Source organism: Spirosoma foliorum (genome assembly GCF_014117325.1).
Lineage (GTDB): Bacteria > Bacteroidota > Bacteroidia > Cytophagales > Spirosomataceae > Spirosoma > Spirosoma foliorum.
Genome location: NZ_CP059732.1, coordinates 5,192,424 through 5,217,460, shown reverse-complemented (window position 1 = coordinate 5,217,460; position 25,037 = coordinate 5,192,424). Strand labels below are relative to the sequence as shown.

The following is a 25,037-nucleotide window of genomic DNA, read 5'->3' as shown; positions in this document are numbered from 1 at the left end:
AATTTATAGGAAAAAGACGGTTGTATAAGCGACCGTCTTTTTTGTTATTAACTTTAGCGGGTAATCGTTAGCCATACATGGATCACTTTATCGACCATATTGAAATCAGTAATTTTAAATCCATCCGGCATTTGGATGTAAGTGGATTCAAGCGCATCAATATATTCATTGGTAGGCCGAATGTTGGAAAGTCAAATATTCTAGAAGCTTTGTCGCTATTTAGTTTGCCGTATGTTTGGGATGGATCGAAGAAGTTGACGGACTTAGTACGTCTCGAAAATCAAAGGGAGTTATTTTATGAAGGTAAACCTTTTGAAGATATTCTGATACGTGCAGGTAAAATAGATAAAGTGCAAACCTGGGAAAATTGCTATATTAATTTTGATCTAGACACAGGTGGCCTTAAGGTTGACATTTCATTGACTCGAATAGATACAAATAGTGATAAAATTGCCGGGTATTCGTCAGCTCCTGAGATATTGTACAGGACTACGCTTGGGATTGATCAGAAGTTTAAGCTTCATTATATTAGCAGATATAATGAAGTCAATTTTGTCGATTATATAAAGCAATACACGTTCAATCCAGCCACTAAATATAAGGAACATAAAACGCCATTTCTACATCCACCTTTTGGCGCAAATCTTCTTTATGTTCTTGAGCTTATGCCCGAATTAATAGATGTATATACACAATGGTTCAGGCAGTATGGTTTACGTTTAGTATTAGACAGGGCAAGCCAAACGTTGAAAATTTTGAAAGATAAAGGTGATGAGATTTTTCTATTGCCCTACTCATCGGTAGCTGATACTCTACAAAGAATCATTTTCTACAAAACGGCTGTTGCCTCCAATAGAAATTCTGTATTGCTTTTTGAAGAACCTGAAGCTCACGCTTATCCTCCATACATCGTTGAATTTACTCAGGAAGTAATCAAATCAGAAACGAATCAGTTTTTTATTGTTACACATAGTCCATTGATAGTCAATGATTTTCTTGAGGGTGCTATTGATGATTTAGCCATTTTTATGGTTGATTTTAAAGACGGACAGACGGTAGCAAAACCATTAACAAGAGATGAACTGAACGAGGTTCATAAGTATGGTGTCGATTTGTTTTTCAATAATGAAGCTTACTTGAGCTAATGGATCTGCACATAATTCCTGAATGCTATATCGACACCAAACTTCTCAAAATAGCTGTCCCGCCCAAAGGCCGATATAATCATCAGAAAGGCTGCCCGAATGTAATGAAGCTCATGCAGGAAAAATTGCGCAGCGATTTCGCTTTAGGGATAATTGATAAGGACAAAGTAATAATGAAGTATGTGGAGGAATTTAACGATATTATTCATATACCCGATAAACTTCAGCTTCTAAAGCACCCGCATCGACATCATTATTTGATCTTTATTTGCCCTGCGCCTGAAAAATGGATGATAGCTACCGCTGAAGATGCTGGTTTATCGCTTACAGATTTTGGTCTACCACACGATTTTGATAAACTGAGTAAGATTACTAAAACGTCGAAAAGTGAGAATGATGATCCCTATTCGGCTAACTTTCAACAGCTATTCAAAGAAATAAAACGGAAAGAGTCGCCTTATTGGATGATTTTCTCCTTTTGGATTGCTTATCTAAAAGCCAATCCATATACTGCAGATATAGGATGGCTTATTCAAGAAACAGAACGTTTAGTGGGTAATTCGTAATACAAAAAATTCCCAGAGAAAGCTCTCTGGGAATTTTGATTGTGTCGGAAATAAGTAAGAAACTTGTTAAGGCATCAATACGGTATCAATCACGTGAATCACGCCGTTGGACTGGTTCACATCGGCGATTGTTACGGTCGATGTGCCGCCTTTAGCATCCATTAATTCGATTTTTTTGCCTTTCATCATGGCCGTCAACGTACCACCTGAAGCCGTTTTCAACGTGGCTTTACCACCACCGTCCATGATTGCTTTCATCAGATCGGCGGCACTCATTTTACCGGGTACCACGTGGTAGGTCAGTATTTTGGTCAGCGTTTCTTTGTTCTCAGGTTTTACCAGTGTTTCAACCGTGCCTTTAGGCAGTTTGTCGAATGCTTTATTCGTTGGAGCAAATACAGTGAATGGACCAGGACCCGACAACGTTTCGACAAGACCAGCAGCCTTAACTGCCGCTACAAGCGTAGTGTGATCTTTCGAGTTTACGGCATTTTCAATGATATTTTTGGACGGATACATGGGCGCACCACCAACCGTCACGGTCTTCTCCTGGGCAAATGAAAATTGGCTGATAGACAGTAAGCTGAGTATAGCCAACGTGAATTTGAACGTCTTCATCGTCGTTATTTTAGAAAGTGTTAAAATTATACTGAACTGTGTCGATCAACGGGAAGACTTACGGGATAGCGGTAGGCTTTGGATTGGAATGTCCTATAACTTTTTTTTAAGCTGTTGATTTTTAGTTAATTATATTTTTTCTGTACCTGTCCAGATAGCTATAAACAAAGACCGCCAGACATATGTCTGGCGGAACTAAGCTTCTAATTAGGTGAGGATATCCTTATGGCGTGGATGAGAATGAAAGCCTCTACAAAAGTGATCGATAAATTATAGAATTAGTAGGGGAGAACACCCAATTCGTATACGGGAGATTTCCCGTATCAAATACGGGAAATCTCCCGTATTTACTCAGCAAATGACTAGTAGTAGTCTACTATTTTGTAGTTAAGTGTCTGACTTTTAAGAATATAATAGGTTGCTTAATCATGCCAAAACGTATATAGGATGTAGTGTATATTGTTTTAACATACATAAGCCATTAGGTTTGAGTGGACCTTTTAACTACTTATTCAAAATGGCTGAAACTGTACAGAATGACCCATATCCTACAGATCCCATAAAACTGAAGGAAGCTTGTGAACGCTACGAAAAACTGCTGGCCGAATCAGGCTTAACTAAATTTTTTCAAACGGGCTACTTTGATGTAACAGGAATTCAAAAAATACTGGCTGAAAATCAGTCAGACCACATCAAAGTATATTACGGCATTGACGAAAAAGATCGACATTTTTTGTTTATTGCTCCTACACAGCCAGATGGCCGCGCTCGGGAAGATACAGACCTGACTGAAGCGGAATGTTGCTGCCAGCGCCCTCCGTGTCCGCTGGAACTTAGCGATCGATACGCAGATCAATAGATAATTACGTAGTATGTGGGATACGCTTTTGTATGTTGGATTGATGGGTGTAAGTACTTATTTGTATAGTATAAACTATCGGGTACTTACGCCCCCACTCCGCTTATTAACGATTAATATAACCCTGACATTCGCTACTACTTTGTACGCGATATATATAATAAAAGCAACCAAAGACGATAACATCTATCTGTATCATATTCTTACAATAGTACAATATTCTTTATACGGTCTACAATTTGGTCAGCTAGATGAGTCGTCTTCTCGTAAACGACTCATTTGGTTGTCAATCATTTTGTTTGATATTGGGGCTTTAATTTTATCGCTCACAATCCAGCCCTGGACTCAATATAATTCGTATGCAATTACGATTTTCAATGTGTTAATGGCTTTTTTATCAGGGCATTACCTTTTGCGAATTTTTATGGATATAAAAGTTCTGGCGTTAGAGCGAGATGCTATGTTCTGGATTGCTGCAGGTTTATTTTTCACATCGCTGGGTAATTTTTTTGTACAGGGTTTAATGCAACATTTGATTAGTAACTCGGGCCCTTACGCATTAACGGTTTATTGGATTCATGAGTTAATGGATTGTTTATTGTTTGCCTTTTTTTTGCGGGCTTTATATGTCTACTTGCGATATTCGCAGAACAGTAACAGGCCGTAAGCAATATGTCTAATAATGCACCTGATGTTATCCTGATTATCTCAATAGGCACGTTGGTTTTTCTTTTATTAGGAGGCTTCATTACGTTATTACTCTTCCTGTATAAGCAACGGTACAAAACACATCAGCAGGAATTAATTACGATTGAGGAAATCAATCGACGCAAACTTCTTCAGTCGGAACTCGATACGCAAAATCAGACCCTTCAGCAGATTGCACACGAGCTTCACGATAATATTGGACAATTGCTAAGCGTAGTTGTCATGCGCCTGAATACGATAGAAGACGAAACGACCGAAGTTGCTACCGAGCAATCTGTTCAGCAAACGCGCGACTTAGTTCGAACTGTTATTACAGATGTTCGGATGATGTCGAAAACGCTTGATTATGATACGGTTAGTCGGTTTGGATTGCTCCCTAGTTTGACGCTTGAACTGGAACGCATCGAACGGGCAGGTCGCCTAAAAACTCAGCTAAATACCGTTGGCGAGCCCTATTCATTGGAGAAGCAAACCGAAATGGTCTTGTTGCGGATGACGCAGGAAGCGCTCAATAATGCCATTAAACATGCCCAGGCGAAAACCCTGACCGTTAAACTAGATTATAGCGCCAACCCATTTACATTATCTATTTCCGACGATGGGCGGGGGTTTGTTGTGTCAGAAGCCATGAATCGAACAATCGATCAGGCGGGGTCTGGTTTGGGTAATCTTCAGCACAGAGCAGGCTTACTTGGCGGTACTTGTACCATTACGAGTCAACCCGGCGTTGGCACCTGCATTGAAATTCGGATGCCTGGTAATCAACCCAGTTAACGAATGCAAAAAATACATTAAAATAATTAGATGTATTTTTTGCATTCGTTGGTTTAGGGCTATACTTTTCAGGTAGCAACCACGTGCCCTCCCTCTATGCCTGTATCCATTGCCATTGTCGACGATCATCGTCTGGTAGCCGAAGGGCTATCCAACCTGATCCAAAAATTTGACGAATATAGTGTTCTATTGGTCGCCGAAAATGGCCGCGACCTGCTCGATCAATTAAGCCGAAATGCTCAAGTTCCTGATATTGCCCTGCTCGACCTAAGTATGCCCATAATGGATGGTTTCGAGACGGCGTTGCAGCTTCGACAACTTTACCCAACTGTACGCGTACTGGCTTTGTCAATGACCGACCGCGAAGATCATATTGTTCGGATGGTGCGTAATGGTGCCCGAGGTTATTTACTGAAAGATTGTCGCCCGTCCGAATTCCGTCAGGCGTTGAATGATGTTATGACCAAAGGCTACTATTATACCGATTTTCTGACAACCAAACTGATTCATAACCTTAATACCCCCAACGGGCAGAGTGCGGTTGCCAGTTTCAATCTGAATGATCGTGAATACGAGTTTTTGAAAATAGCCTGTAGTGAACTAACCTACGCCGAGATCGCTGATCAAATGTGCGTGGCTACCCGAACTGTAGATGGGTATCGGGAAGTGGTTTTTCAGAAAATGAACGTGAAAACACGCGTCGGAATGGTCATTGAGGCTGTGCGTCATGGATTGGTCACTTTTTGATCTTTCCTGTTCCACCTATCTTTGTTGAAATCTTAGCGTCATGCAACTGCTTTTTCACCGGATTGACCTCCGCCTGAATCATACATTTACGATTGCCCACGATAGCCGCGACGTTCAGCCAACGCTCATTGTCGAACTGCGCGATGGGGCCTACCGGGGTTTTGGTGAGGCTACGGCCACCCATTATTATGGTGTTACGATTGAGGGTATGGTCGTTGCGCTCGAAGCCATCCGCGATCGCATTGAAGAGTATAATCTGACGGAGCCTGAGCAGTTTTGGGCGGATATGCAACCACATCTGGCCGAAAATCCGTTTGCTCTCTGTGCGCTTGATCAGGCTGCCTGGGATTTATGGGCTAAGCGAAAAGGTCAGCCGCTTTACAAAATCTGGAATCTCGACCCCGTTAATTGTCCCCCAACCGATTATACGATTGGATTGGATACGCCCCAAAAGATGGTCGAGAAAATGCAGGAGCGCCCCTGGCCGCTTTATAAAATCAAACTCGGTCGTCCTGACGAAGATATAAACCTGGTTCAGTCGTTACGGCAGCACACCGATGCCCTCTTTCGGGTAGATGCTAACTGCGGGTGGTCGGCAGATGAGGCCGTTGCCAAGTCGAAGTTATTGCGTGACCTAAATGTTGAGTTTATTGAACAGCCGCTGCCTGCCGATGATTGGGAAGGAGCCAAGCAGGTTTATGAACAGAGCGCCCTACCGATTATTGCCGATGAAAGCTGTATCGTTGAAGCCGATGTTGACCGATGCGCAGGTTATTTTCACGGGGTAAATATCAAACTAACCAAATGCGGAGGCATAACGCCCGCCCGACGAATGATTTCCCGTGCCCGTGCGTTGGGTTTACAGGTCATGGTGGGCTGTATGACCGAGTCGAGTGTGGGTATTTCGGCCATAGCTCAATTGCTGCCTTTGCTCGATTATGCCGATCTGGATGGTGCTATGTTGATTGCGAATGATCCGGCTACTGGCGTTACCTTTGAGTATGGTAGGATTGTTTACCCCGACGAAAACGGCACTGGCGTACGATTATTAGCAGCAGAATGAGCGAGAGCGTAACAGGACGAACGATTGATAATTTCGAAATCAGTCACCTTCCAAACCGAACGATTACCCATAACGAAAAGACGTATCGTTTTTTTAGCGGCACAGCTTATCTGGGGTTGCCCCAAAATCCGTCATACCATCGATTAATGTTAGCGGCCATTGGCCAATACGGAACCGTTTTTGGTAGTTCACGGAACGGAAATTTACGGCTCAGTATTTACGAAGAAGCCGAGGCTAAATTAGCCTCTAGTATTGGGGCTGAAGCTGCGTTGACCGTATCGTCGGGTATGATGGCGGGGCAGGTTGTCATAAACTGGCTACGTGGACAGAGCGTTACGTTCGTGTATGCCCCCAACGCACATCCGGCCCTCTGGCACGAACCTGTGGTTAAGTTGCCATCAATGTCTTTCGACGAGTGGACGGCGCAACTCTCCAATCAACTGCAGACACTTCCGATTGGTCCGGTAGCTATTTTGACCAATTCGATTGAGGCCGTTCGCTCAGACTATTATGATTTTAGTTGGGTTAGCGAGCTGCCTGATGATCGGCCTATCATACTGGTTGTCGACGATTCCCATGGATTGGGCGTGCTGAATCAGGGCCGGGGTATTTGGCCGAAAATCAGCCATAAACCAAACGTTCGATTGGTGGGTACGGCGTCTTTAGCGAAGGCAATGGGCATGCCGGGGGGCGTTATTTTCGGGGATACTGATACATTGACCAACCTGCGCCGTACAGCTTTTTTCGGGGCTTGCTCGCCTATGCCACCCGCCAATCTGGCTGCCTACTTACAAGCCGATGCACTCTATGCCGAAGGCTATGAGCGTCTGCAACAGAACATTCTTCTTGCCGAGAAGCTCTTGCTGCCAACCGGTTTATTTCGGCATGCAACAGGCTATCCGGTTTTCTTCACTGAGCAGGATGATCTATATGCTTACCTACTCGATCATGACATTCTAGTTTATTCATTTGCTTACCCCACGGCCAATGATCGGGCCAATACACGAATTGTTATTAGCGCTTTTCATACGGCTGAAGATATTCAGGAATTAGCCGAGCGAGTTGGAGGATTCAAACTTCTAAAGTGATTAATAAGGTAAACTTTTCTGTCATTCCGACGTCAGGAGGAATCTCAAACTTGACTGATATGAGAATTTGAGATTCCTCCTGACGTCGGAATGACAGAAAAATGATTTTAAATTCATTTGAGAAATTTAAATAGCCTCTTTTAAGTCTTACTTCAATCCCTCCAAAAATTTCAGACTTTCGGGCATCTGCTCCATCGAACGGGAGGATTCGTCTTCGATGAAAAAGTGTTTGACTCCCGATTTTTTGGCTTGTTTCATAATCGCTGCAATGCCCACATCGCCCTGGCCAAGCACAACATTCGATTCTACATCCGAATGACCTGTCTGACTATCGGGAGTGCCAGGTTTTCGATCTTTGAGATGCATGAGCAGGAAGCGTTTGGGATACTTCTGCAATAGCGCGACTGGGTCATAGCCTGGCGATTTCACCCAGAACACATCCATTTCAAAATGGACAGCTTTTGGATCGAGATTTTCGGCCAGATAATCGAAAAAAGTACCGTCCTTGTAGGTCTGAAATTCGTAGCCGTGATTGTGGTAGCAGAAGGTTAAGTCGTTATCGGCCAATAGCTTTCCGGCGGTGTTGAATACATCAATTGCACGGTCGGCATCCTGTACCGTAAATTTATCGCCAGCGTGAGGAATCCAGGTACAGACAATGTATTTTACTCCCAGTGCCTTCGCTTCGGCAATAATCTTCGGGACGTTCGAATCCAGATCCTCGAAACTCGCTCCCGTGCTAATCGCCTTTATACCATTCTGATCCAATAATTGACGGAAATCGGGTAAGCTAAGCCCGTAAGTGCCTGCAATCTCGGCTTCCCGAAAGCCCATTTCTTTCACTTTGGCCATCGTACTCGGAACATCTTTCGCAAACTGAGTACGAAAACTGTACAATTGCAGGCCGACTGGAGCCGGTTTCTGAGCCTGAGCAGCCATGCCCCACAAAAGCAGGCCAGCCAATAGAAGGGTAGAAGGAGCTTTCATGGATGGAGGGTTTGGGATTGTTTTAGTTGTTCAAGGTTTCAAGTTCAAAGTTGTTCATAATCAACTATCTACCCGTTTGGGTTGTGAACGTACTTTCGAAAATCTTGTCGGCATTGCCTGTTTCGAAGCCTTCGCGTCGGTGCTGCCGAGTGATCTGATCGGCGGGTAAGTCGCGAAACTGAGGGAGCACACGCCGTTCGGCAAACTCTACGTAAGAACCTGCAATGCGGAATACATCGCCCCCGGCAAATTCAGCGTCGATTAGTTGCGCTACCGTCGAGGCCTGTCGCAAATCGCCGTCCGGACTAATTTTGATGGTGCCCCCAGCTGAATTGAGTCGGAAACCCCGGCTTTCCAGAAAGGCAACATACTCGCCGATGGTGTTATAACCCTGTTTCAGATTATGAACGCTGATAGTGAAATGGTTCAGGTAATAGCGATTGTAAATCACCCAGGCCGCATACTCGCTTTCGGCCAACAGGGTTTGATAATCAGCCAGGGTTGGCGTTTCCCAAAGCGGCTGGTGCAGAAACTGATCAACAGCATTGGCATCGTCTAGATCCAGCGAATCAACGGGGTCACTCGTGACCGTGTCGGTATAGCGGTGAATGATCTGTTGGGCTTCGTCGGATAGCTCATGAACGCGGAGTTCACTCGCAAAAATGCGCGGATAATGGGGTTCGGGCGGACTGTACCAGTAGGCCGTTAATTTCTTACCCGTGAAGTTGAACTCGTCGCGTTTCTCATAACCATAATGAAGGAAAATCTTCTCGAACGAGGCAATGCCGAGGTTGGGGACGCCCATCGTTCGGAAGGCGATGTGGTCATTCTCGATCTCGTTCGGCGATTGAATAATGCCCGCGTCGAGCATGGCGTTAATAACGTTCTGCACATCGGGAACGCGCTCGCTGTATCGATGCATCAGTCCGCCGAGCACACCGTCAAGCGTTTTTTTGGATGAAGTGGTCATAATTGTTTTTGTCATGCTGACGAAGGAAGCATCTTCGTTAACAGCAATGTACTCTAGCTATAGCAATAGCCAATCGACGAAGATGCTTCCTTCGTCAGCATGACAAAACTAACACCAAAGGCTTCTGGCCAGTAACACATCTTTCCCCGATTCGGGGTGTAAAATCCGATGCAGAAATGCCTGTGGGCTTTCAATAACTGATTGAATCTGCAATTGATCCTGCCAGTGACTTTCGGTTCGGTAAACTAAATCAATTTCGGCTAATTTCCGCGTTTTTAACGTTTCTGTACGCATTGCTTCAAGTAGCCATTCAACGTAAGCCACATTATTGACATGTTGATTCTGGTCGATGCTTAGCCAGCCCACTTCTATGTCTTTGGTATGAGTCGGGTTAAAATCTGCCGATTGGAAAATGGGTCTGGAGGATAGTTTCCCTATTGGAGCAACAGTCGTTTTAGGAAGATCTGTCGGCGGACTTAACCTACGGATAAAATCGGGGAGCGATACCATCGATCGTTTTTCCATACTAAACACGAGCCACGTGCTGGCGGCATCGGCGAGCAGCGTTCCATCTTCGGCCAATACCTGGAAATCACGATAAATAAAATATTTCTCGACCTCAGTAGGATAGGTCATTACCCGAATTGTCTGGCCATAACGTGGGTACTCGTGCATCCGTAGTCGAAAGCGCATGAGCATCCAGCCGAAACCGCGTTCGGCCAAATCGGAAATGCCGATGCCGTAGTCGATCGCGTTCCGATTCGCGGATTCCTGCATCAGGTTCATGAGGGCCGGAATACTCATTCGGCCGAACGCGTCGCATTCGTAACCGCGTACTGTAAAGGTGTCTGTTTGGATAAAGGCCATGCCGTAAAGGTACAAAGGCATCGCTTTTATTTTTGGCGTGTGGTGCTAGCTCGCTTAGTTGACTTGTAATTCACGTAGGCATCAGCGACCTAGTAGCTCATAGGTAGAATTTGTTCGGAGAAAACTTGATAGCTATAATTCAGTAAATCAGCGCGTTTTGGCAATTTTATAACGTACCTAATCAGGCATAAAGCCAATCGTTTCATTGAAATACTAAGGGGTTATTTACTTGTCTATACGAATCAGGATCATGAAGAAAGTCTTACGCATTATTGGGGTCTTACTCGTACTTGTTGTTGTTATTGGATTGATTCTGGCGTATTGGCCAACTGAGTCAAAGACGAATCATGCTGGTATTACGCCTGAAGAAGCAGTTAGTTTGAGACAACGTTTTACGGGGCCCCACGAGCAGTTTACGACATCAGATGGCGTAACACTTTTTCTGCGCCGATGGAATCCTGACACGATTGAACCCGCCAAGAAAGACATTGCCGTTTTACTTTTTCATGGCATAACGGCATATAGTGGGGCCTATAATATGGCCGGGACCCCACTATCGGCGGGTGGTTATACGACCTTCGGGTTGGATTATAGAGGCCACGGTTTATCGGATGGTAATCGGGGAGATAGTCCGAATAAAGAACGTTGGATTGCTGATTTAGTCGAATCGGTCCGCTATATCAAAAAACTGGGTTACCCCAAAGTGGTTATCCTGGGGCATAGTATGGGCGTGGCATCTGCGATTCTGGCAGCCGATGCCATTCCCAATGAGATTTCGGGTCTGGTATTACTTTCGGGGGCTTATGAAGGTAAAAAAGGAGTCTCAGCACAACCTGCACTTTTCGAAAAAGCAAAAATTCTCGCCAGCTCTATTTTTCGCCCATCGTATCCGGCCGTTGAGTACTACAGAAAGGGGATGATTGTCTCGAAAGATTCTTTGTTCAATTATAGATACACCCTTCGATTTGTATCCATGCTGAATGTCAAAGAACTCCGGCTGCCGAAAACGTTGACTATCCCAGTACTGGTCGGTGTTGGCGATCAGGACGAATTATTTTCTATCGATAAAGTGAAAGAGTTCTACAACCTTGTTCCCGGCAACAAAAAGGAATTTTTGGTCATGAAAAACACGACACACGCGAAAATCCCCGTAGAGAGCTGGAATCAGGTAGTGGCCTGGTTAGATGAAACCTTTCAGTGAGCTATACAGCTTAATTATAGCGAAATAGATCATCGCCGACCAGGTAATTTAGCTCTTCATAAGCGCTGATTCGGTCGGCTTTCAGACGGTTGAGCTGGCGAACGCTATCATTGTAGGATTCAATCAGGTCGACGAATTCGAGAAGGGTCAGGTTCCCTTTTTGGAAGCTGGTAATAACGCCCCGGTTCAGTTCGTCGAATTGATCGGTAAATGAACGCTCGACAGATTGTACCCGCCGTTCAACTTCCCGGACTTTTTCCAGGGAGGTAGCTACTTCATTCCTGACCTGAACAACTTTCTGGTGTTGTAACTGGCTCTGGTAATTAATCTGGCTACGAGCCGCCCGGATGGCCCCCTGGTTTCGGTTAAAAACGGGGATATCGGCCGAAACCGAAAGACCAACATAGTTTTGAATATAACTGCCTGCCTGATCATAGGTACCGCCTACGCGCAAGTCGGGCACAGCTAGTGCTTTCTGCAGATTATAATTTAACTCGGCCTGCCGAATAAGTGATTCCGACCCTTTCAGATCGGGGCGACTTCGGAGAGCCATTTGCTGGAGCGTGTCATCGGATTGGGTTGGCAAATGATAGCGTGGTATCGTTGCATCCCGAACCCGTGGCCGAATGGGTTGGTCGACCGATAGGAGCGTGCGTAATGCCCGCTGATCGTCGGCTAGTTGGAAGATAATTTCTGTTCGGTCGTTGTTAAGTTGAAAGAGCAACGCCTTAAGCCGAAGCAACTCCCGAAGCGAAATGTTGTTCCGTTGGTACTGAGTTTCATAGGCGGATACAATCGTTTCAAGCATTGTAATCTGCTGATTGAACCGATTCAACGTCAGTTGCTGAAAATAAACGGAGTAAAACCGAGACCGTAGGTCAAAACGCAGACCACGTAGTAGATCCCGTAATTCCAATTCAGTCAGGCGAGCCGCTTCAGATGCCAGCGCGATCCGTTTATTGCGTTTACCTGCCGTATAAAGTAGCTGCTGCACCGAGACGATTTTCTCCCCTTGCTTGCCTACATCCAGCACTCGCCGAGTCTCGTTGTTGAAGGAGCTGACCTCCAGCGAGACGTTTGGGTTGTCGTATAAGCTGGCCTGCAACACCTGCGCCTGACTGGCATCGATCCGAAACCGCTCGGCCAGTAGCAATAAATTGTTTTTGAGAAACAGGCTGTCGGCCTGTCGAAGCGTGATGAAGAGGGAGTCCTGCGCCCGAAGAGGCTTGGTATACAGAAAAGACAGAGAACAAACTAACAGAATCAGCAGTAGCCGCATGGTTTCATAAGTAGGGCTACAAATTTCCTCAACTTATATTAATCAAAGCTTAAAACCGTATTAAAGGAAATTTATAAAAAGATTAGAAAATTATTAGAAGCCTGCCTTGGGCTGATCTAGAGCTACCCATTTTTTGTCATTCTGACGAAGGAAGAATCTTACATTATCCTTACTTTCTGGTAAAGAAACGCTAAGATTCTTCCTTCGTCAGAATGACAAAAAAGCTCGTTTGAGTAACTGGTCTCAAAAGTTTAAATAAGCTTATTAGTAAGTACTTACATTATTTTGAGATGCCTAGTGCCTAGTTAATAATTATCTTCAATTGCCGCTGAGGGGGCGTTATTTTTTACGGATTCAATACCATTGTCGCGCCCAGCTGCACTTTCGTACATCTGACTTGTTCCGATGATTTGTCCGTTGGTGGCTTTTAAATTAAAATAGAATTTACCGTTGGCCGACTCTTTTCGGGCGAATTGGCCATCGTTCGGTGCGTTGTTTTTGACAGACTCAATCCCGTTCATGCAGCCGGCTTTGCTAGTATAGCCTTCGCTGGTAAGAATGACCTGACCATTGTCGGCTTTTAAGTTGAAATAAAACTGATCATTAGCGGCTTTTGTCACAACAAATTTTCCCATGACGTACAGATTTTAGGTTACCATTAGTTTCCATGCCGTCGGAATAAACGCACATAGAAAGTTGCTATCCGCCATAAAACGCATACTTATGTGGCTTCTACTTATTCATAAATACAATTCGTTGTGAGGTAGTTAGCTGAGGTCTGAAGGCAGTCCCAGGAATTACAAATGAGGAAGTGAAACCGTAAATGTACTACCCTCGCCTAATTGGCTGTTAACGGTCATTGTACCGTGATGAAGCTCAATCAGCTTCGCGCAAATGGATAGCCCAATGCCAAATCCCTGATAATTCAGCGCGTTGGTCGATCGGTAGAATGGCTCAAAAATATGCGCCTGGTCATGTTCTGACATGCCAATCCCCTTGTCCTGAATGGCAATTCGGCAATATTGACTATCAGTACTGATCCGAACCTGAGCAGTATGATCGGACGAGTATTTGCAGGCATTGTCAAACAAATTGAGCAGAACCTGTTTGAGCAGGCTTTCATTGGCCTTGACGAGTGTTTCAGTTTCGGTTTCGGGGATATTACTATAATCAATAGCGATTCGGTAATTGGGCTTCGCGCTTACCAGTTCATCTTTAGCCAGAAAAACAACGTCGTCGACCCGAATGGATTGAAATGAAACCTGATTGCTTGTTTCCAGCGTTCGGGCCAGTAACAGTAAACTATTGGTCAGGCCAATGAGTCGGTCGGTATCCGACAGGAGGTTGGTTAATATTTCTTCCGATTCCGGTGCAGTTAACGGGCGCCGTAAACCCAGTTGAATTTCTGATTTCAGCGCGGCCAGCGGTGTGCGGAGTTCGTGTGAAGCATGCGATACAAAACTCCGTTGTTGTTCAAACGCTTGATACAGCCGATGCATCACATCGTTGAAATTCATCGCCAACCGGGCAATCTCATCCTGCCGATTGCCCTCGTCTAATCGTTGCTGCAGATTTGAGGCTGTAATGGTTGATACCTGCTGATTGATCTGACTGATTGGCTGTAACGACTGCCCGGCAAAAAAAATGCCCAGGCCGATGGTAATACCGATACCCGCTAATAATCCCCAACCCAATGTAAGACGAAGGTTTTCTAATTTGCTTTTTCCGAACTGATCATAGGCAGAAGCCAGCACAACCAAATCGCGGCCATTCTGTCGGTAAAGCAATCCGATCAGTTCATTATGCCCGCTAAAGGTTTCAATTTCCTTTTTTTGTCGGACTTCATCCAGCAAGGTGGCTTTGAAATAAATCACCTGATCATCGACGCTTGAATAGATCAGGCGATTTTTGGCGTCAAAAATTAAGACCTTCTCATCAATAAGCGCCGTAAGGGTATTGCGGTCGATGATTTTAAGCAACTCCCGATCGACTTCTTTTACCTCAATCAAAAAACGAACCGTCGTTCTGGCTTTATTTTTTAGGCGATCATAAAATTCCTCCCGCCGATAGGTTGCCGACACCAGGTATATCAGTACCGAAAACACAATCAGAATAGAAGCAACAATGAGCGAGAACTGAAGGGCGATACGATTACGAATGGTCATGGTGAGAGGGAGAGAGGGAGGAGGGGGAAAAGTGGGAAGAAAGGGAGGAGGGAGAGGAAAATAGCTCATTACGCTTTCCCTATTCCCCTTCTTCCCTCTCTTCCTTTCTCCCTATATTTACTCCTCTTTTAACACATAACCCATGCCAGGGCGGGTATGAATTAGTTTAGGCTCAAAGTCGCGGTCGATTTTCTTGCGCAGGTAATTGACGTATACCTCTACGACATTGGTACCTGGGTCGAAATTAAGATTCCACACGGTTTCGGCAATATCCAGTTTCGATAGCACCCGGCCTTTATTCCGAATCAGGTATTCCAACAGGGCAAATTCACGGGCCGTCAAATCAATCAGTACATTATCCCGGCGAACTTCTTTTAGGGTCAGGTTAACCGTTAGATTAGCCACTTGGCAGATGTCTTCGGCAACGGCGTCGGTAAGTAAGGCCGACCGCCGAAAACAGGTTGCTACCCGAGCCAGTAATTCACGAAAGTCGAACGGTTTGACCAGATAATCGTCGGCACCCAGCGCTAACCCCTCAACTTTGTCTTCAATTTCGCCGAGGGCAGTAAGCATGATGATCGGGAGTTGGGGTTTCTCTGCCCGAACACTCCGGCACACTTCAAACCCACTCAGACCGGGTAAATTGATGTCTAAAATCAATAAGTCTATTCCCGTTTGTAGTGCAATCTGGCGACCATTCAACCCCTCATACACCACTTCGGTTGCATAACCTTCTTCCTGAAGGCCCCGGCTTATATTCTGGGCAATGCGTCGGTCGTCTTCAATGATCAGGATTTTTTTCATGCCTGTAGGGTTGAGTAAAGTAAACGTAAATAGCACGTTTAAATTGACGAGATTACAAACCTATAAGGTTTTTGAAACCTTATAGGTTTAAAAAAGAACTCCCCTGCCACGGTTACCGCAACAGGGGAGTTCTGTATCAACTGGAAATGTCTTACTTCGTACCGTACCGTTTGCGGAACTTGTCCACACGACCAGCTGTATCAAGCAGTACGTTTTTGCCCGTGTAGAATGGGTGCGACTGCGAGCTAACTTCGATCTTAACGAGCGGATAGGTTTTCCCTTCGAACTCGATGCTGTCTCTGGTTTGAACTGTTGAGCGCGTCAGAAATTTATAGTCGCTTGACAGGTCGTGGAATACCACTTCGCGGTAATCCGGGTGAATGCCCTTTTTCATGATTATCTTCTGTTTCTTATCATCTTCTCGGTTTCCGACCGAAAAGGACTGCAAAGGTACGGTGTTTTATCAGGATTGACAAGCCTTTTTATGGGTTCTTTTGTGGGTTGATAACGAACCGGTTAAAGGAGAACCGTTGCCTAATAATTCGGTAATATGCCCTTGTGCTGTGCCTGTTTCTTTTTAGCTTTCCGATGCAATACGCTTCTTCCACGGAATGGTGCTGCCAACGTTTGGCCGCTCTTCCGATCTATAAAAACGCTTTTTTTAATTTCTTAGAATATCTCTTGGGTGGGGTATTGTTAAGTCGCTAACGCTGACGACTTAACAATTTCTTAACCTGCCCGCAGAGTTGAACGTTTCAAGGATTTGCAAAAATGCCCGAACCTTCCGGGTTGCTTTTCCGTCTTTTTCAAAAGAACTTTAGAACGCCATCCTGCCACGCTTCAGACTAACGCCCGAAGTTCGGTTTTTTGGTTACTTGTTCAAGTGCCTTCGTACCTGAACAACTAAAAATAAACTGCCTCTATAATTAACCATCATATAACCTACATCTCAACCGTAACATGTCCTACAGTCAACATTTTTCCATACTTAACTAGCCAAACTACGTATGTACGTTATCAAACGCGACGGTCGCCGGGAGTCCGTCAAGTTCGACAAAATCACCGCTCGCATCGAGAAGCTGTGCTATGGCCTTGACCCCGCCTATGTACAACCCGTTGAAGTAGCCGTAAAAGTTGTAAGTGGTCTGTACGATGGTGTAAAAACCACCGAACTCGACAATCTGGCCGCTGAAACAGCTGCTTCGATGACGACCAAGCATCCAGATTATGCCATTCTGGCCGCTCGGATTGCCATCTCGAACCTGCACAAAGAGACCAACAAATCGTTCTCTGGAACGATCAAGAAATTATATCAGTACGAAGACCCCAAAACCGGCGAAAACGCATCACTGATTTCTAAAGAGGTATATGATGTTGTACGGCAACACGCAGCGTTGCTGGATTCAACGATCATTTACGATCGGGATTATGGCTATGATTATTTTGGCTATAAAACCCTAGAAAAATCATATCTGCTAAAACTCGATGGTCGGATTGCCGAACGCCCACAACATATGCTGATGCGTGTGGCCGTCGGAATCCACATGGAAGACGTCGAGGCAGCTATAGAAACCTATAATTTGCTTTCCGAAAAATGGTTTACGCACGCAACCCCGACGCTCTTTAACGCCGGAACGCCGAAACCACAGATGTCGAGTTGCTTCCTGCTGACGATGAAGGACGACTCTATCGACGGAATTTATGATACACTGAAACAAACTGCCAAAATTTCACAGTCGGCAGGTGGTATTGGGCTGAGCATTCATAACGTTCGGGCAACGGGAACCTACATCAAAGGCACCAATGGAACCAGCAATGGGATTGTACCAATGCTGCGCGTATTCAACGATACGGCTCGTTACGTAGATCAGGGTGGTGGCAAGCGCAAAGGTTCGTTTGCTATTTACCTGGAACCCTGGCATGCCGATATCTTTGACTTCCTGGATCTGAAAAAGAATTCGGGTAAAGAAGAAGGTCGCGCCCGCGATCTGTTCTATGCGCTTTGGACGCCCGATCTGTTCATGAAGCGGGTAGAAGCCGATGACGTTTGGTCGTTGTTCTGCCCACACGAGTGCCCTGGTCTGGCCGATTGCTATGGCGACGAGTTCGAAGCTCTGTATGAGCGTTACGAACGTGAAGGCCGTGCCCGTAAGACGATAAAAGCGCAGGAATTGTGGTTCAAAATTCTGGAATCGCAAACGGAAACCGGTACTCCTTACATGCTGTACAAGGATGCCGCGAACAAGAAGTCGAACCAGAAGAACCTGGGTACTATCAAATCGTCGAACCTGTGTACCGAAATCATCGAGTATACTGCTCCGGACGAAATTGCGGTGTGTAACCTGGCGTCTATCGCACTGCCGAAGTTCATTAAGCGTGATCCAGACGGCATCATGCGCTTCGATCACCAGAAGTTGTATGAAGTGACCAAAACGGCCACCCGCAACCTCAACAAGATCATCGACATCAACTACTACCCAGTTGAAGAGGCTCGTCGGAGCAACATGCGCCATCGGCCAATTGGTTTAGGTGTCCAGGGCTTAGCCGATGCGTTCATCATGCTGCGGATGCCGTTTGAATCGGACGAAGCGCGCCGGTTGAACGAAGATATTTTCGAGACGATCTATTTTGGTGCCATGACTTCGTCGATGGAGCAGGCGAAAGAATACGGTCCATACGAAACCTGGAAAGGATCACCGATTTCGGAAGGTCAGTTCCAGTTCGATATGTGGGGTGTAAAACCAAAATCAGGTCGCTGGGATTGGGAAAGCCTGCGGAAAGACGTTGTAGAACATGGCGTTCGTAATTCGCTGTTGCTGGCACCAATGCCAACCGCGTCGACCTCGCAGATTCTGGGTAACAACGAATGTTTCGAACCATACACGAGCAACATCTACACCCGTCGCGTATTGTCGGGCGAGTTCGTGGTTGTGAACAAGCACCTGCTGAAAGACCTTGTGAAACTGGGCTTGTGGAATGACTCTATGAAAAACAATCTGATTCTGGCCAACGGCTCGATTCAGGCGATTCCGAACATCCCACAGAACATCAAAGACCTGTACAAAACAGTTTGGGAGATCAAGCAGAAGCACATCATCGACATGGCCGCCGATCGGGGTGCATACATTTGTCAGTCGCAGTCGCTGAACATCCACATTCAGGATTCGAACTTCGGTAAACTGACGTCGATGCACTTCTACGCGTGGAAAGCGGGTCTGAAAACGGGTATGTATTACCTCCGTACGAAAGCCGCTGCCGATGCCGTGAAGTTTACCGTTGTTCAGCCACAAGCCGAACCACAACTGGAAGCCGTTATGACCGAAGCCGCACCCGTCGAGAAACCGCTCGATTACGTACAGTACGCCAAGGAGCACGCGCAAAACGCAGCCCCACAGCCTGTACCAATGGTAACGGATCTGGAACAACAATATGCCGCCATGACCTGCTCACTCGATGACCCAGAAGGTTGCGAGATGTGTGGAAGCTAGTCTGTTTTGCTATTTAAGGTTTCAAGTTTCAAACTCCCGGCTGTGGTTAACATGGTCGGGAGTTGTGTTTTAGTATTTATTCTATTCTTTGTAAAAGCGCTTTACGGGTTTCAGTGTACTCAATTAAAAAGAATGGCAAAGAGAATATCATCAGATGGAAAAGGGTTAGAGAAATTAGTTTCTCGTATTTATGAATCTCTAAAAGACAATCCTTTAATCGAAGTTATTCATGATATCAAGCTCCCTAACTGTATTGGGTCAAAATCTCAGTTCGATGTCATTATTAAAAATAAATTTGACGATGACATCGAACTGATTGCTATAGAATGTAAGGACTATAAAGGGCGTGTTAGTATCTCGCAAATTCATGATTTTAATGGTAGATGCAGTTTAGTGAAAGGTATAGGGAAAAAGGTATTTGTCGCAGTAAATGGTTACCAATCAGGGGCAAAAGAACTTGCTAATCATTATAATATAGAATTGTACAACCTAAATGAGATTTCGGTAGACTTACTTAGAAGTTGGATAAAATGGGAAAGAAGCTATGTAAGCTACCCTGAAAAGCGACAAATTGGGGCTATTCTATTTCATGCTCAGGGAGGCAAGATAATTTCATACAACTTAGATAACTTATCTAATTTGAGTCTCAACTTAGTGTTACAGAGTCCAGGAGTCGAACCAGTGATTTTACAAAGTCTTATTTCTAGTATGGTGAACAAAGATGGGTTTAACAGGGGCCTTCTTCAATTTGCAGGGGAAGACTTTAATAAACTGACTGTTAGTGGGGATGAAAAATTAATAACCATACCTATGCGTGTTCAAGTTATTCCAGAAATTCCATATGTTACAGCTCTGGAAGGCTTTCAGGTACAGATAAATAAAGTCGAAGTTGTATTTGAATATACTTATAAAATTGCCCGCTTTGAAGATGTGACAGCTAGGTCATATCAAACTAATGAAGGAAAAAATACAGCTCATGTAATGTCAACTCAGGTGGGTGAAATGAAGTTAGAAATAATCAGGAATACATTTAATGGTATAAACAGCTTTTATATAATCGATTCGGGGGGACATATGCATAAAATGAATCAGGAGAGAGTGAAAGAGTTTTATGAATAAGATGTTTTGAAATACTTTTAACGTTATCGCTCTCAAATCAATATTCCATAAACTTTCAATTAGCTAGATATGGAAAGTTGCCCAAAATCAACTCATACTTTATTATAGGAATGTGCAATTGCCGATGTATATCCTAATTCGCCTTTATGAAAAAGCTTACTCAATTACTGATAATCCCTTTAGTTGTCTTGAACCTGTTTGCGTGCGGTCAGCAGCCACTTGACAGGAAATATAATAGCACAACCATGTGGTTTGATATTCGGGAGGGGTCAAAGCCCAGGAATGACTCCCTGAATCACGAGCTGTGCAATCAGGCGGTTGCTGACAATACTAAACGTGGCGTGAAAAATGACGGCTTTACCTATCGGGAGTTAATTGATCAGGGGTACGAGTTGCTGGCTAAAGCACACTCGAAGGCTTATGCGGATAGTGTGCGGGAAGCCCATAAGTAAGGGTATTAAGCCCCTCACTCCACCATATCGGCGTGTAAATACACTTTCATTAACCCTTCTGTACTAACAGTGGGCATGGCATAGGGAACACCATTACGGTCTGCAAATTCCAATAAATAATGACCATTAGGGCCGATGTCAATGACAACCCCAATTTCGCCCCGGCGAAGATTATATTCGGGTATAGGTTTCGTTAGAGCCACAACATCGTGTAATTTCAGTTCTTCCATGCTGATTGTAACTTAGTTAACAATATAACAACTGGTTAATCTCGGAAAGTTTTCTCCGTCATGAATAATCCAGCTTGTACGGACAATAGCGTTCTGAGAGTTGTAAACCATTTCAAAATCGACAACGTACAGTTCACCGTATCCATTACGTCCTTCATGCGAAGCTGAGTTAAGCAAAACTGCTGTGAGAACAGCGTCCCGCAAAATTCCCCAGTTTTCCCTGGTTATCCCTAGTGCTGAACGGAATACGCGAGCTTTATGCTTTCCATAAGGATGTTCGAAGTTCAGACAGTAGTCTAAAAATTTAGAATCATCCGCATAGGCCTGCTCGGCGAAAGGTAGCAGCATAGGCGTAAAATATTGTTTCCCGCAAAGTACTGATTTAAATTTTAGCTGGCTAATACCTGTAATTTGCCAAGTAAAAGTAAGGCGATTAATCCACGATATTCACTGGTCATATTACTTCAACAACTCCACCAATTGCGACTTCACCAGATCAATACGTGCCAGGTAAAGATGATCGTCGGACGAAAGCAAACGGGTTCGGCGAAGGTTGGGTAATCGTAAGGTTTCCGCAGCGTACCAGTCCATCAATGCATCAACCTGAGTTAAGGATTGGTGTAAATCAAAATTCAGGGACGAATTGATGCTCACTACTTTCTTTCTGGCGGCTATACCCTCCGTTGCCGGAATACGCTGGTAGTCGACGGATAAGGTATCGGTAAATAAATTCTCGTCGCCATAAAGCACCCGCCCATTCACAATCGTACAACGTACCGATGAATCATCCTGTGTTTGCAAAGCCGTTAAGGCCGGTTGTCGGGCCGATTGTTTGCGTAAAATAAAGAAATCGGCATTGTAGCCCGTTTCAATAAGGCCCGCTTTTACGTTTCCTAACGCAGTGGCTGGATTCTGGGTAATCATCGCCAGCAGTTGGGCATTGCTAACATCGAGCGATAACGCATCGCAGAAATGACGGGCGAACTTCAGCTCATCCCACACATGTTTGCTGCCGCTTGGCGCCCAGTCGGAACCGAGACAAACGTTGATGCCATGATCCAGCAGGGTTTTTACTGGAATAGTGTCGCGATAGAGAATCAAATTGGATACCGGCGACCAAACGATGCTGATGTGATTGTCGCGCAGAAAATCGAGCGTGGTGGAGTCGGAATAATTTAAACCACAGGCATGCGTCAGGGTTAAATTGGCCGTTTTCAGAAATTCCGGATTCGGAAGCTGGAAAAGCGCTTTCCGGAACTCAGTAAACTCCCGCCGACTAAAGCCATCGGGTTTTCCTCGCTGGAGGTAACCCGCTCGCCCTTCGGCAATGTGCGCAATGGAAGCATAATAGCGGTTATTGCCGTTTTGGACTGATGCTAAAAAATCGTCGAAGCTAGGGTGCCGCATCATGGGCCAGCCCGATGTATCGTCATTGGCGTGGAGTGGGCTGCTGGGCGGATCGAAATCCGGTCCCGGTCTTACAAAATCGACTACGGAAAACACTTTTTTCGTGCCAGGAAGACCTAGTTCGTCTGGTGCTCCTGTGTTCCGGACAATGAAGCTGGGCAGACTTCCATTATTCTCCAATTTGATCGTTTGCTGCATGAGCGTCGTACCACCTGCCACGGCTTGTAATTCAGTGATGACGCCATGCATTTTTTGGACCTCGCTAATGGCCGACCTCACCGAACCAGTTGGAAACGCTCGCTGATTGTCGGCTGTGACCGATTGACCATTAAGGTTTATGAAGCCGGGATAGTCTTTAACCCAACGAGCCTCGATATACTCTTTGAAATTTTTTATCTCCCGAATGTACTGGTCATTTATGCGCCACTGATACCGATTGCTCCAAACGGCCGGGCTTTGCCAGAGCGGAAAAACATTGTATTCTGAATGGACGTGTAAATTGATCAAACCTGGAAACACAACCTCGTCGTCGGCTAGCTCAAGCAGAATTAGATCCGGGAGTGATAAGGGCACTTTACCCGCCTGAATCGTGCTGATCTTGCCATTTTGGACAAGTATCGTTTTAACTGATTCGCGGCCTTGTGCATCAACCATATTGCCCATGATGCACAACGGACGACCAGACGAAGAGACCATACTGATTTTGTTGTAGTTTGTCTTTTTTTGGATAATCTACTAGATAATATTGAATAAATAGGGATTCGGGATAGATTAGTTGGTATTGTCGGTACACTTGCCGTATTTCGGTATAACACGCATCGACATTCACTCTAGCCATGACTACCCAACAGATAAATCGATTAGAACGAAATCTACAACATACAAAAACGCTTGTTGTACCCCTGATGAAGGCTGTTTGCTGGCTGATAATCATGGCCCTGGCTGGACAAGCGTCGGCCCAGAAACTGAGCGTTGCCAAAATGGATGCACTGGTTGAAAAGCAGCTCTGGCCGGCAATCGATGAACTGAGCGAGTATGTGTCGTACCCGAACGATGCGGTGAGTGCCGAAGATATCGCCAAAAATATCGCCTGGACTGAAAAGGCGTTTGCCAAACGGGGCTTTCAGACAACGGTTCTTAAAACAACCAGTTTGCCGTTAGTTCTGGCCGAAAGATCATCGCCAAAAGCAACCCAAACCGTTTTGTTCTATTTCCATCTGGATGGCCAGCCAGTGCGGCCTGCCGAGTGGAATCAGAAAGACCCCTGGGTGACGGTCCTCAAAGAGAAAACCGGAACTACCTATAAAGAGTTGGGTGGCGATGTACCCAAAACAACTGTAAACGATGAATGGCGTTTGTTTGGCCGATCGACGTCGGACGATAAGGGGCCAATTATCATGATGTTGAAAGCGCTGGATATCGCTCAGGCGGAAAAACAAACTCCGCCTTTTAACGTCAAGATTATTATAGACACGGAGGAAGAGAAGGGTTCGTCGGGGCTAAAAAGTGCTTTGGATTCCTATAAAGAGAAATTGAAAGCCGATTACATGATTGTGATGGATGGCCCCATGCACTCATCCAATATCCCGACCTTAACGTTTGGGTGCCGGGGAAATGCTGGTTTCACGATGACAACCTATGGTGCTATTACGCAACAGCACAGCGGTCATTTTGGGAATTATTCACCGAATCCGGCCTTTCGGCTGGCCCGACTTATTACGTCCATGAAAGATGAGCAGGGTAGGGTATTGATTCCGGGCTTCTACGACGGGATTGCCTTTGATGAAGCCACTAAAAAAATCATGGCTGCCGTACCCGATAACAAACAGGATATCAACAAGACTCTGCAGATTGCTGACGAAGAAAAAGTGGGCGCGAATTATCAGGAGTCGCTCCAGTACCCATCCTTGAATATCCGGGGCATGAAAGCTGCTGTGGTTGGGAAAGGCTCCGGTACCATTATTCCCGAAGAAGCCGTCGCGAGTTTTGATATCCGGTTGGTGCCCGAAACAGATGGCAAACGAATGGTCGACCTGGTTCGGAAACATATTGAAAAACAAGGCTTCACGGTGCTGGACCACGTACCGACAACCGAAGAGCGACTGAAGTATGCTCAAATCGTTTTCTTCGAGGGGAGCCCCGGAACACCTGCCTTTCGGACGGACATCAATGCCCCGATGGGAAATTGGCTGCGAAAAGCGGTGACGAGTGGATTTGGGAAAGATCCCGTTATTATTCGGATTATGGGCGGTACCGTACCCGTTGTGCCGTTTATTCAGGCGTTGAAAGTTCCGGCCGTAATTGTACCACTAGTCAACATGGATAATAACCAGCACAGCCCAAACGAAAACCTGCGGTTGGGGAATCTGAGAACAGGCATCAAAACCTGCCTGGCCATTCTGACCACGGCGTTGCCGTGATATATTTTTTGTCATTTGTATCCTTGGTCCTGTGGCCTCACAGAACGCTTTGTGGATGGCTGACTGACAGATGTTTTGTG

At 45.3% G+C, this 25,037-nt stretch carries 24 protein-coding genes; 12 read left to right on the top strand and 12 right to left on the bottom strand.

The window, feature by feature from the left end:
* Positions 1–77 precede the first annotated feature (77 nt).
* Both H3H32_RS22175 and H3H32_RS22170 read left to right on the top strand, forming a co-directional pair.
* Positions 78–1,145, top strand: a complete 1,068-nt coding sequence (locus H3H32_RS22175; RefSeq protein ID WP_182457802.1) for an AAA family ATPase — start codon at positions 78–80, stop codon at positions 1,143–1,145.
* The gene (locus tag H3H32_RS22170) at positions 1,145–1,711 is read left to right on the top strand and encodes a hypothetical protein (RefSeq protein WP_182457801.1); all 567 of its coding nucleotides are present in this window, start codon (positions 1,145–1,147) and stop codon (positions 1,709–1,711) included. The genes H3H32_RS22175 and H3H32_RS22170 overlap by 1 nt, the downstream gene beginning before the upstream one ends.
* 66 nt (positions 1,712–1,777) lie before the next feature.
* Here the strand turns inward: H3H32_RS22170 and H3H32_RS22165 are convergent, their stop codons facing one another.
* On the bottom strand, positions 1,778–2,329 hold the full coding sequence (locus H3H32_RS22165) for a fasciclin domain-containing protein (RefSeq protein ID WP_182457800.1): 552 nt from the start codon (positions 2,327–2,329) through the stop codon (positions 1,778–1,780).
* 517 nt (positions 2,330–2,846) lie between these two features.
* Here H3H32_RS22165 and H3H32_RS22160 point away from each other — a divergent pair.
* The 5 genes from H3H32_RS22160 (at position 2,847) to H3H32_RS22140 (ending at position 7,568) form a co-directional block, all read left to right on the top strand.
* Positions 2,847–3,188, top strand: a complete 342-nt coding sequence (locus H3H32_RS22160) for a hypothetical protein (RefSeq protein ID WP_182457799.1) — start codon at positions 2,847–2,849, stop codon at positions 3,186–3,188.
* A 672-nt stretch (positions 3,189–3,860) separates the two neighbouring features.
* On the top strand, positions 3,861–4,670 hold the full coding sequence (locus H3H32_RS22155; protein ID WP_182457798.1) for a sensor histidine kinase: 810 nt from the start codon (positions 3,861–3,863) through the stop codon (positions 4,668–4,670).
* Positions 4,671–4,766: 96 nt separating this feature from the next.
* Positions 4,767–5,417, top strand: coding sequence for a response regulator transcription factor (locus H3H32_RS22150; protein ID WP_182457797.1), 651 nt, complete (start codon positions 4,767–4,769; stop codon positions 5,415–5,417).
* A gap of 40 nt (positions 5,418–5,457) precedes the next feature.
* Entirely contained in the window at positions 5,458–6,480 is a 1,023-nt protein-coding gene (locus H3H32_RS22145; RefSeq protein ID WP_182457796.1) for a dipeptide epimerase, read from the top strand.
* A complete protein-coding gene (locus H3H32_RS22140) occupies positions 6,477–7,568 on the top strand; it encodes an aminotransferase class I/II-fold pyridoxal phosphate-dependent enzyme (protein WP_182457795.1) in 1,092 nt (363 codons plus the stop codon). Before H3H32_RS22145 ends, H3H32_RS22140 begins: the two co-directional genes overlap by 4 nt.
* A gap of 147 nt (positions 7,569–7,715) precedes the next feature.
* On the opposite strand, the gene H3H32_RS22135 is transcribed toward H3H32_RS22140, so the two are convergent.
* The 3 genes from H3H32_RS22135 to H3H32_RS22125 all read right to left on the bottom strand — a co-directional run bounded on the left by H3H32_RS22135 (position 7,716) and on the right by H3H32_RS22125 (position 10,392).
* Positions 7,716–8,555 carry a sugar phosphate isomerase/epimerase family protein gene (locus H3H32_RS22135; RefSeq protein ID WP_182457794.1) on the bottom strand — a complete coding sequence of 280 codons (840 nt, stop codon included), beginning with the start codon at positions 8,553–8,555 and terminating at the stop codon, positions 7,716–7,718.
* A gap of 64 nt (positions 8,556–8,619) precedes the next feature.
* Entirely contained in the window at positions 8,620–9,525 is a 906-nt protein-coding gene (locus H3H32_RS22130; RefSeq protein ID WP_182464445.1) for a DUF1338 domain-containing protein, read from the bottom strand.
* A 108-nt stretch (positions 9,526–9,633) separates the two neighbouring features.
* On the bottom strand, positions 9,634–10,392 hold the full coding sequence (locus H3H32_RS22125; protein ID WP_182457793.1) for an acyl-[acyl-carrier-protein] thioesterase: 759 nt from the start codon (positions 10,390–10,392) through the stop codon (positions 9,634–9,636).
* Between the two features lie 250 nt (positions 10,393–10,642).
* Between H3H32_RS22125 and H3H32_RS22120 the strand changes: the two genes are divergently transcribed.
* Positions 10,643–11,593 carry an alpha/beta hydrolase gene (locus H3H32_RS22120; protein ID WP_182457792.1) on the top strand — a complete coding sequence of 317 codons (951 nt, stop codon included), beginning with the start codon at positions 10,643–10,645 and terminating at the stop codon, positions 11,591–11,593.
* A 10-nt stretch (positions 11,594–11,603) separates the two neighbouring features.
* Here the strand turns inward: H3H32_RS22120 and H3H32_RS22115 are convergent, their stop codons facing one another.
* The 5 genes from H3H32_RS22115 to H3H32_RS22095 form a co-directional block, all read right to left on the bottom strand.
* Entirely contained in the window at positions 11,604–12,872 is a 1,269-nt protein-coding gene (locus H3H32_RS22115) for a TolC family protein (protein WP_182457791.1), read from the bottom strand.
* A gap of 305 nt (positions 12,873–13,177) precedes the next feature.
* A complete protein-coding gene (locus H3H32_RS22110) occupies positions 13,178–13,507 on the bottom strand; it encodes a YegP family protein (protein ID WP_182457790.1) in 330 nt (109 codons plus the stop codon).
* A gap of 162 nt (positions 13,508–13,669) precedes the next feature.
* Positions 13,670–15,037: a sensor histidine kinase gene (locus tag H3H32_RS22105; RefSeq protein ID WP_182457789.1), complete on the bottom strand. Its 1,368-nt coding sequence runs from the start codon at positions 15,035–15,037 to the stop codon at positions 13,670–13,672.
* Between the two features lie 117 nt (positions 15,038–15,154).
* A complete protein-coding gene (locus H3H32_RS22100; RefSeq protein ID WP_182457788.1) occupies positions 15,155–15,841 on the bottom strand; it encodes a response regulator in 687 nt (228 codons plus the stop codon).
* A 151-nt stretch (positions 15,842–15,992) separates the two neighbouring features.
* Entirely contained in the window at positions 15,993–16,235 is a 243-nt protein-coding gene (locus H3H32_RS22095; protein WP_182457787.1) for a type B 50S ribosomal protein L31, read from the bottom strand.
* A 613-nt stretch (positions 16,236–16,848) separates the two neighbouring features.
* On the opposite strand from H3H32_RS22095, the gene H3H32_RS22090 reads away from it, so the two are divergent.
* The 3 genes from H3H32_RS22090 to H3H32_RS22080 all read left to right on the top strand — a co-directional run bounded on the left by H3H32_RS22090 (position 16,849) and on the right by H3H32_RS22080 (position 20,900).
* On the top strand, positions 16,849–19,329 hold the full coding sequence (locus tag H3H32_RS22090) for a ribonucleoside-diphosphate reductase subunit alpha (protein WP_182457786.1): 2,481 nt from the start codon (positions 16,849–16,851) through the stop codon (positions 19,327–19,329).
* A 132-nt stretch (positions 19,330–19,461) separates the two neighbouring features.
* Positions 19,462–20,448 carry a restriction endonuclease gene (locus H3H32_RS22085; RefSeq protein WP_182457785.1) on the top strand — a complete coding sequence of 329 codons (987 nt, stop codon included), beginning with the start codon at positions 19,462–19,464 and terminating at the stop codon, positions 20,446–20,448.
* A 146-nt stretch (positions 20,449–20,594) separates the two neighbouring features.
* Positions 20,595–20,900 carry a hypothetical protein gene (locus H3H32_RS22080; RefSeq protein ID WP_182457784.1) on the top strand — a complete coding sequence of 102 codons (306 nt, stop codon included), beginning with the start codon at positions 20,595–20,597 and terminating at the stop codon, positions 20,898–20,900.
* A gap of 14 nt (positions 20,901–20,914) precedes the next feature.
* Here H3H32_RS22080 and H3H32_RS22075 read toward each other — a convergent pair whose 3' ends face one another.
* The 3 genes from H3H32_RS22075 to H3H32_RS22065 form a co-directional block, all read right to left on the bottom strand.
* Entirely contained in the window at positions 20,915–21,130 is a 216-nt protein-coding gene (locus H3H32_RS22075; RefSeq protein WP_182457783.1) for a DUF4926 domain-containing protein, read from the bottom strand.
* A gap of 12 nt (positions 21,131–21,142) precedes the next feature.
* Positions 21,143–21,478 (bottom strand): DUF6883 domain-containing protein, encoded by a 336-nt coding sequence (locus H3H32_RS22070; protein ID WP_182457782.1) that lies wholly within the window; start codon positions 21,476–21,478, stop codon positions 21,143–21,145.
* Positions 21,479–21,589: 111 nt separating this feature from the next.
* Positions 21,590–23,233: an amidohydrolase family protein gene (locus H3H32_RS22065; protein WP_182457781.1), complete on the bottom strand. Its 1,644-nt coding sequence runs from the start codon at positions 23,231–23,233 to the stop codon at positions 21,590–21,592.
* Positions 23,234–23,373: 140 nt separating this feature from the next.
* Here H3H32_RS22065 and H3H32_RS22060 point away from each other — a divergent pair, with 140 nt between their 5' ends.
* Entirely contained in the window at positions 23,374–24,957 is a 1,584-nt protein-coding gene (locus H3H32_RS22060) for a M20/M25/M40 family metallo-hydrolase (protein WP_240543452.1), read from the top strand.
* The last annotated feature ends 80 nt before the right edge of the window (positions 24,958–25,037 follow it).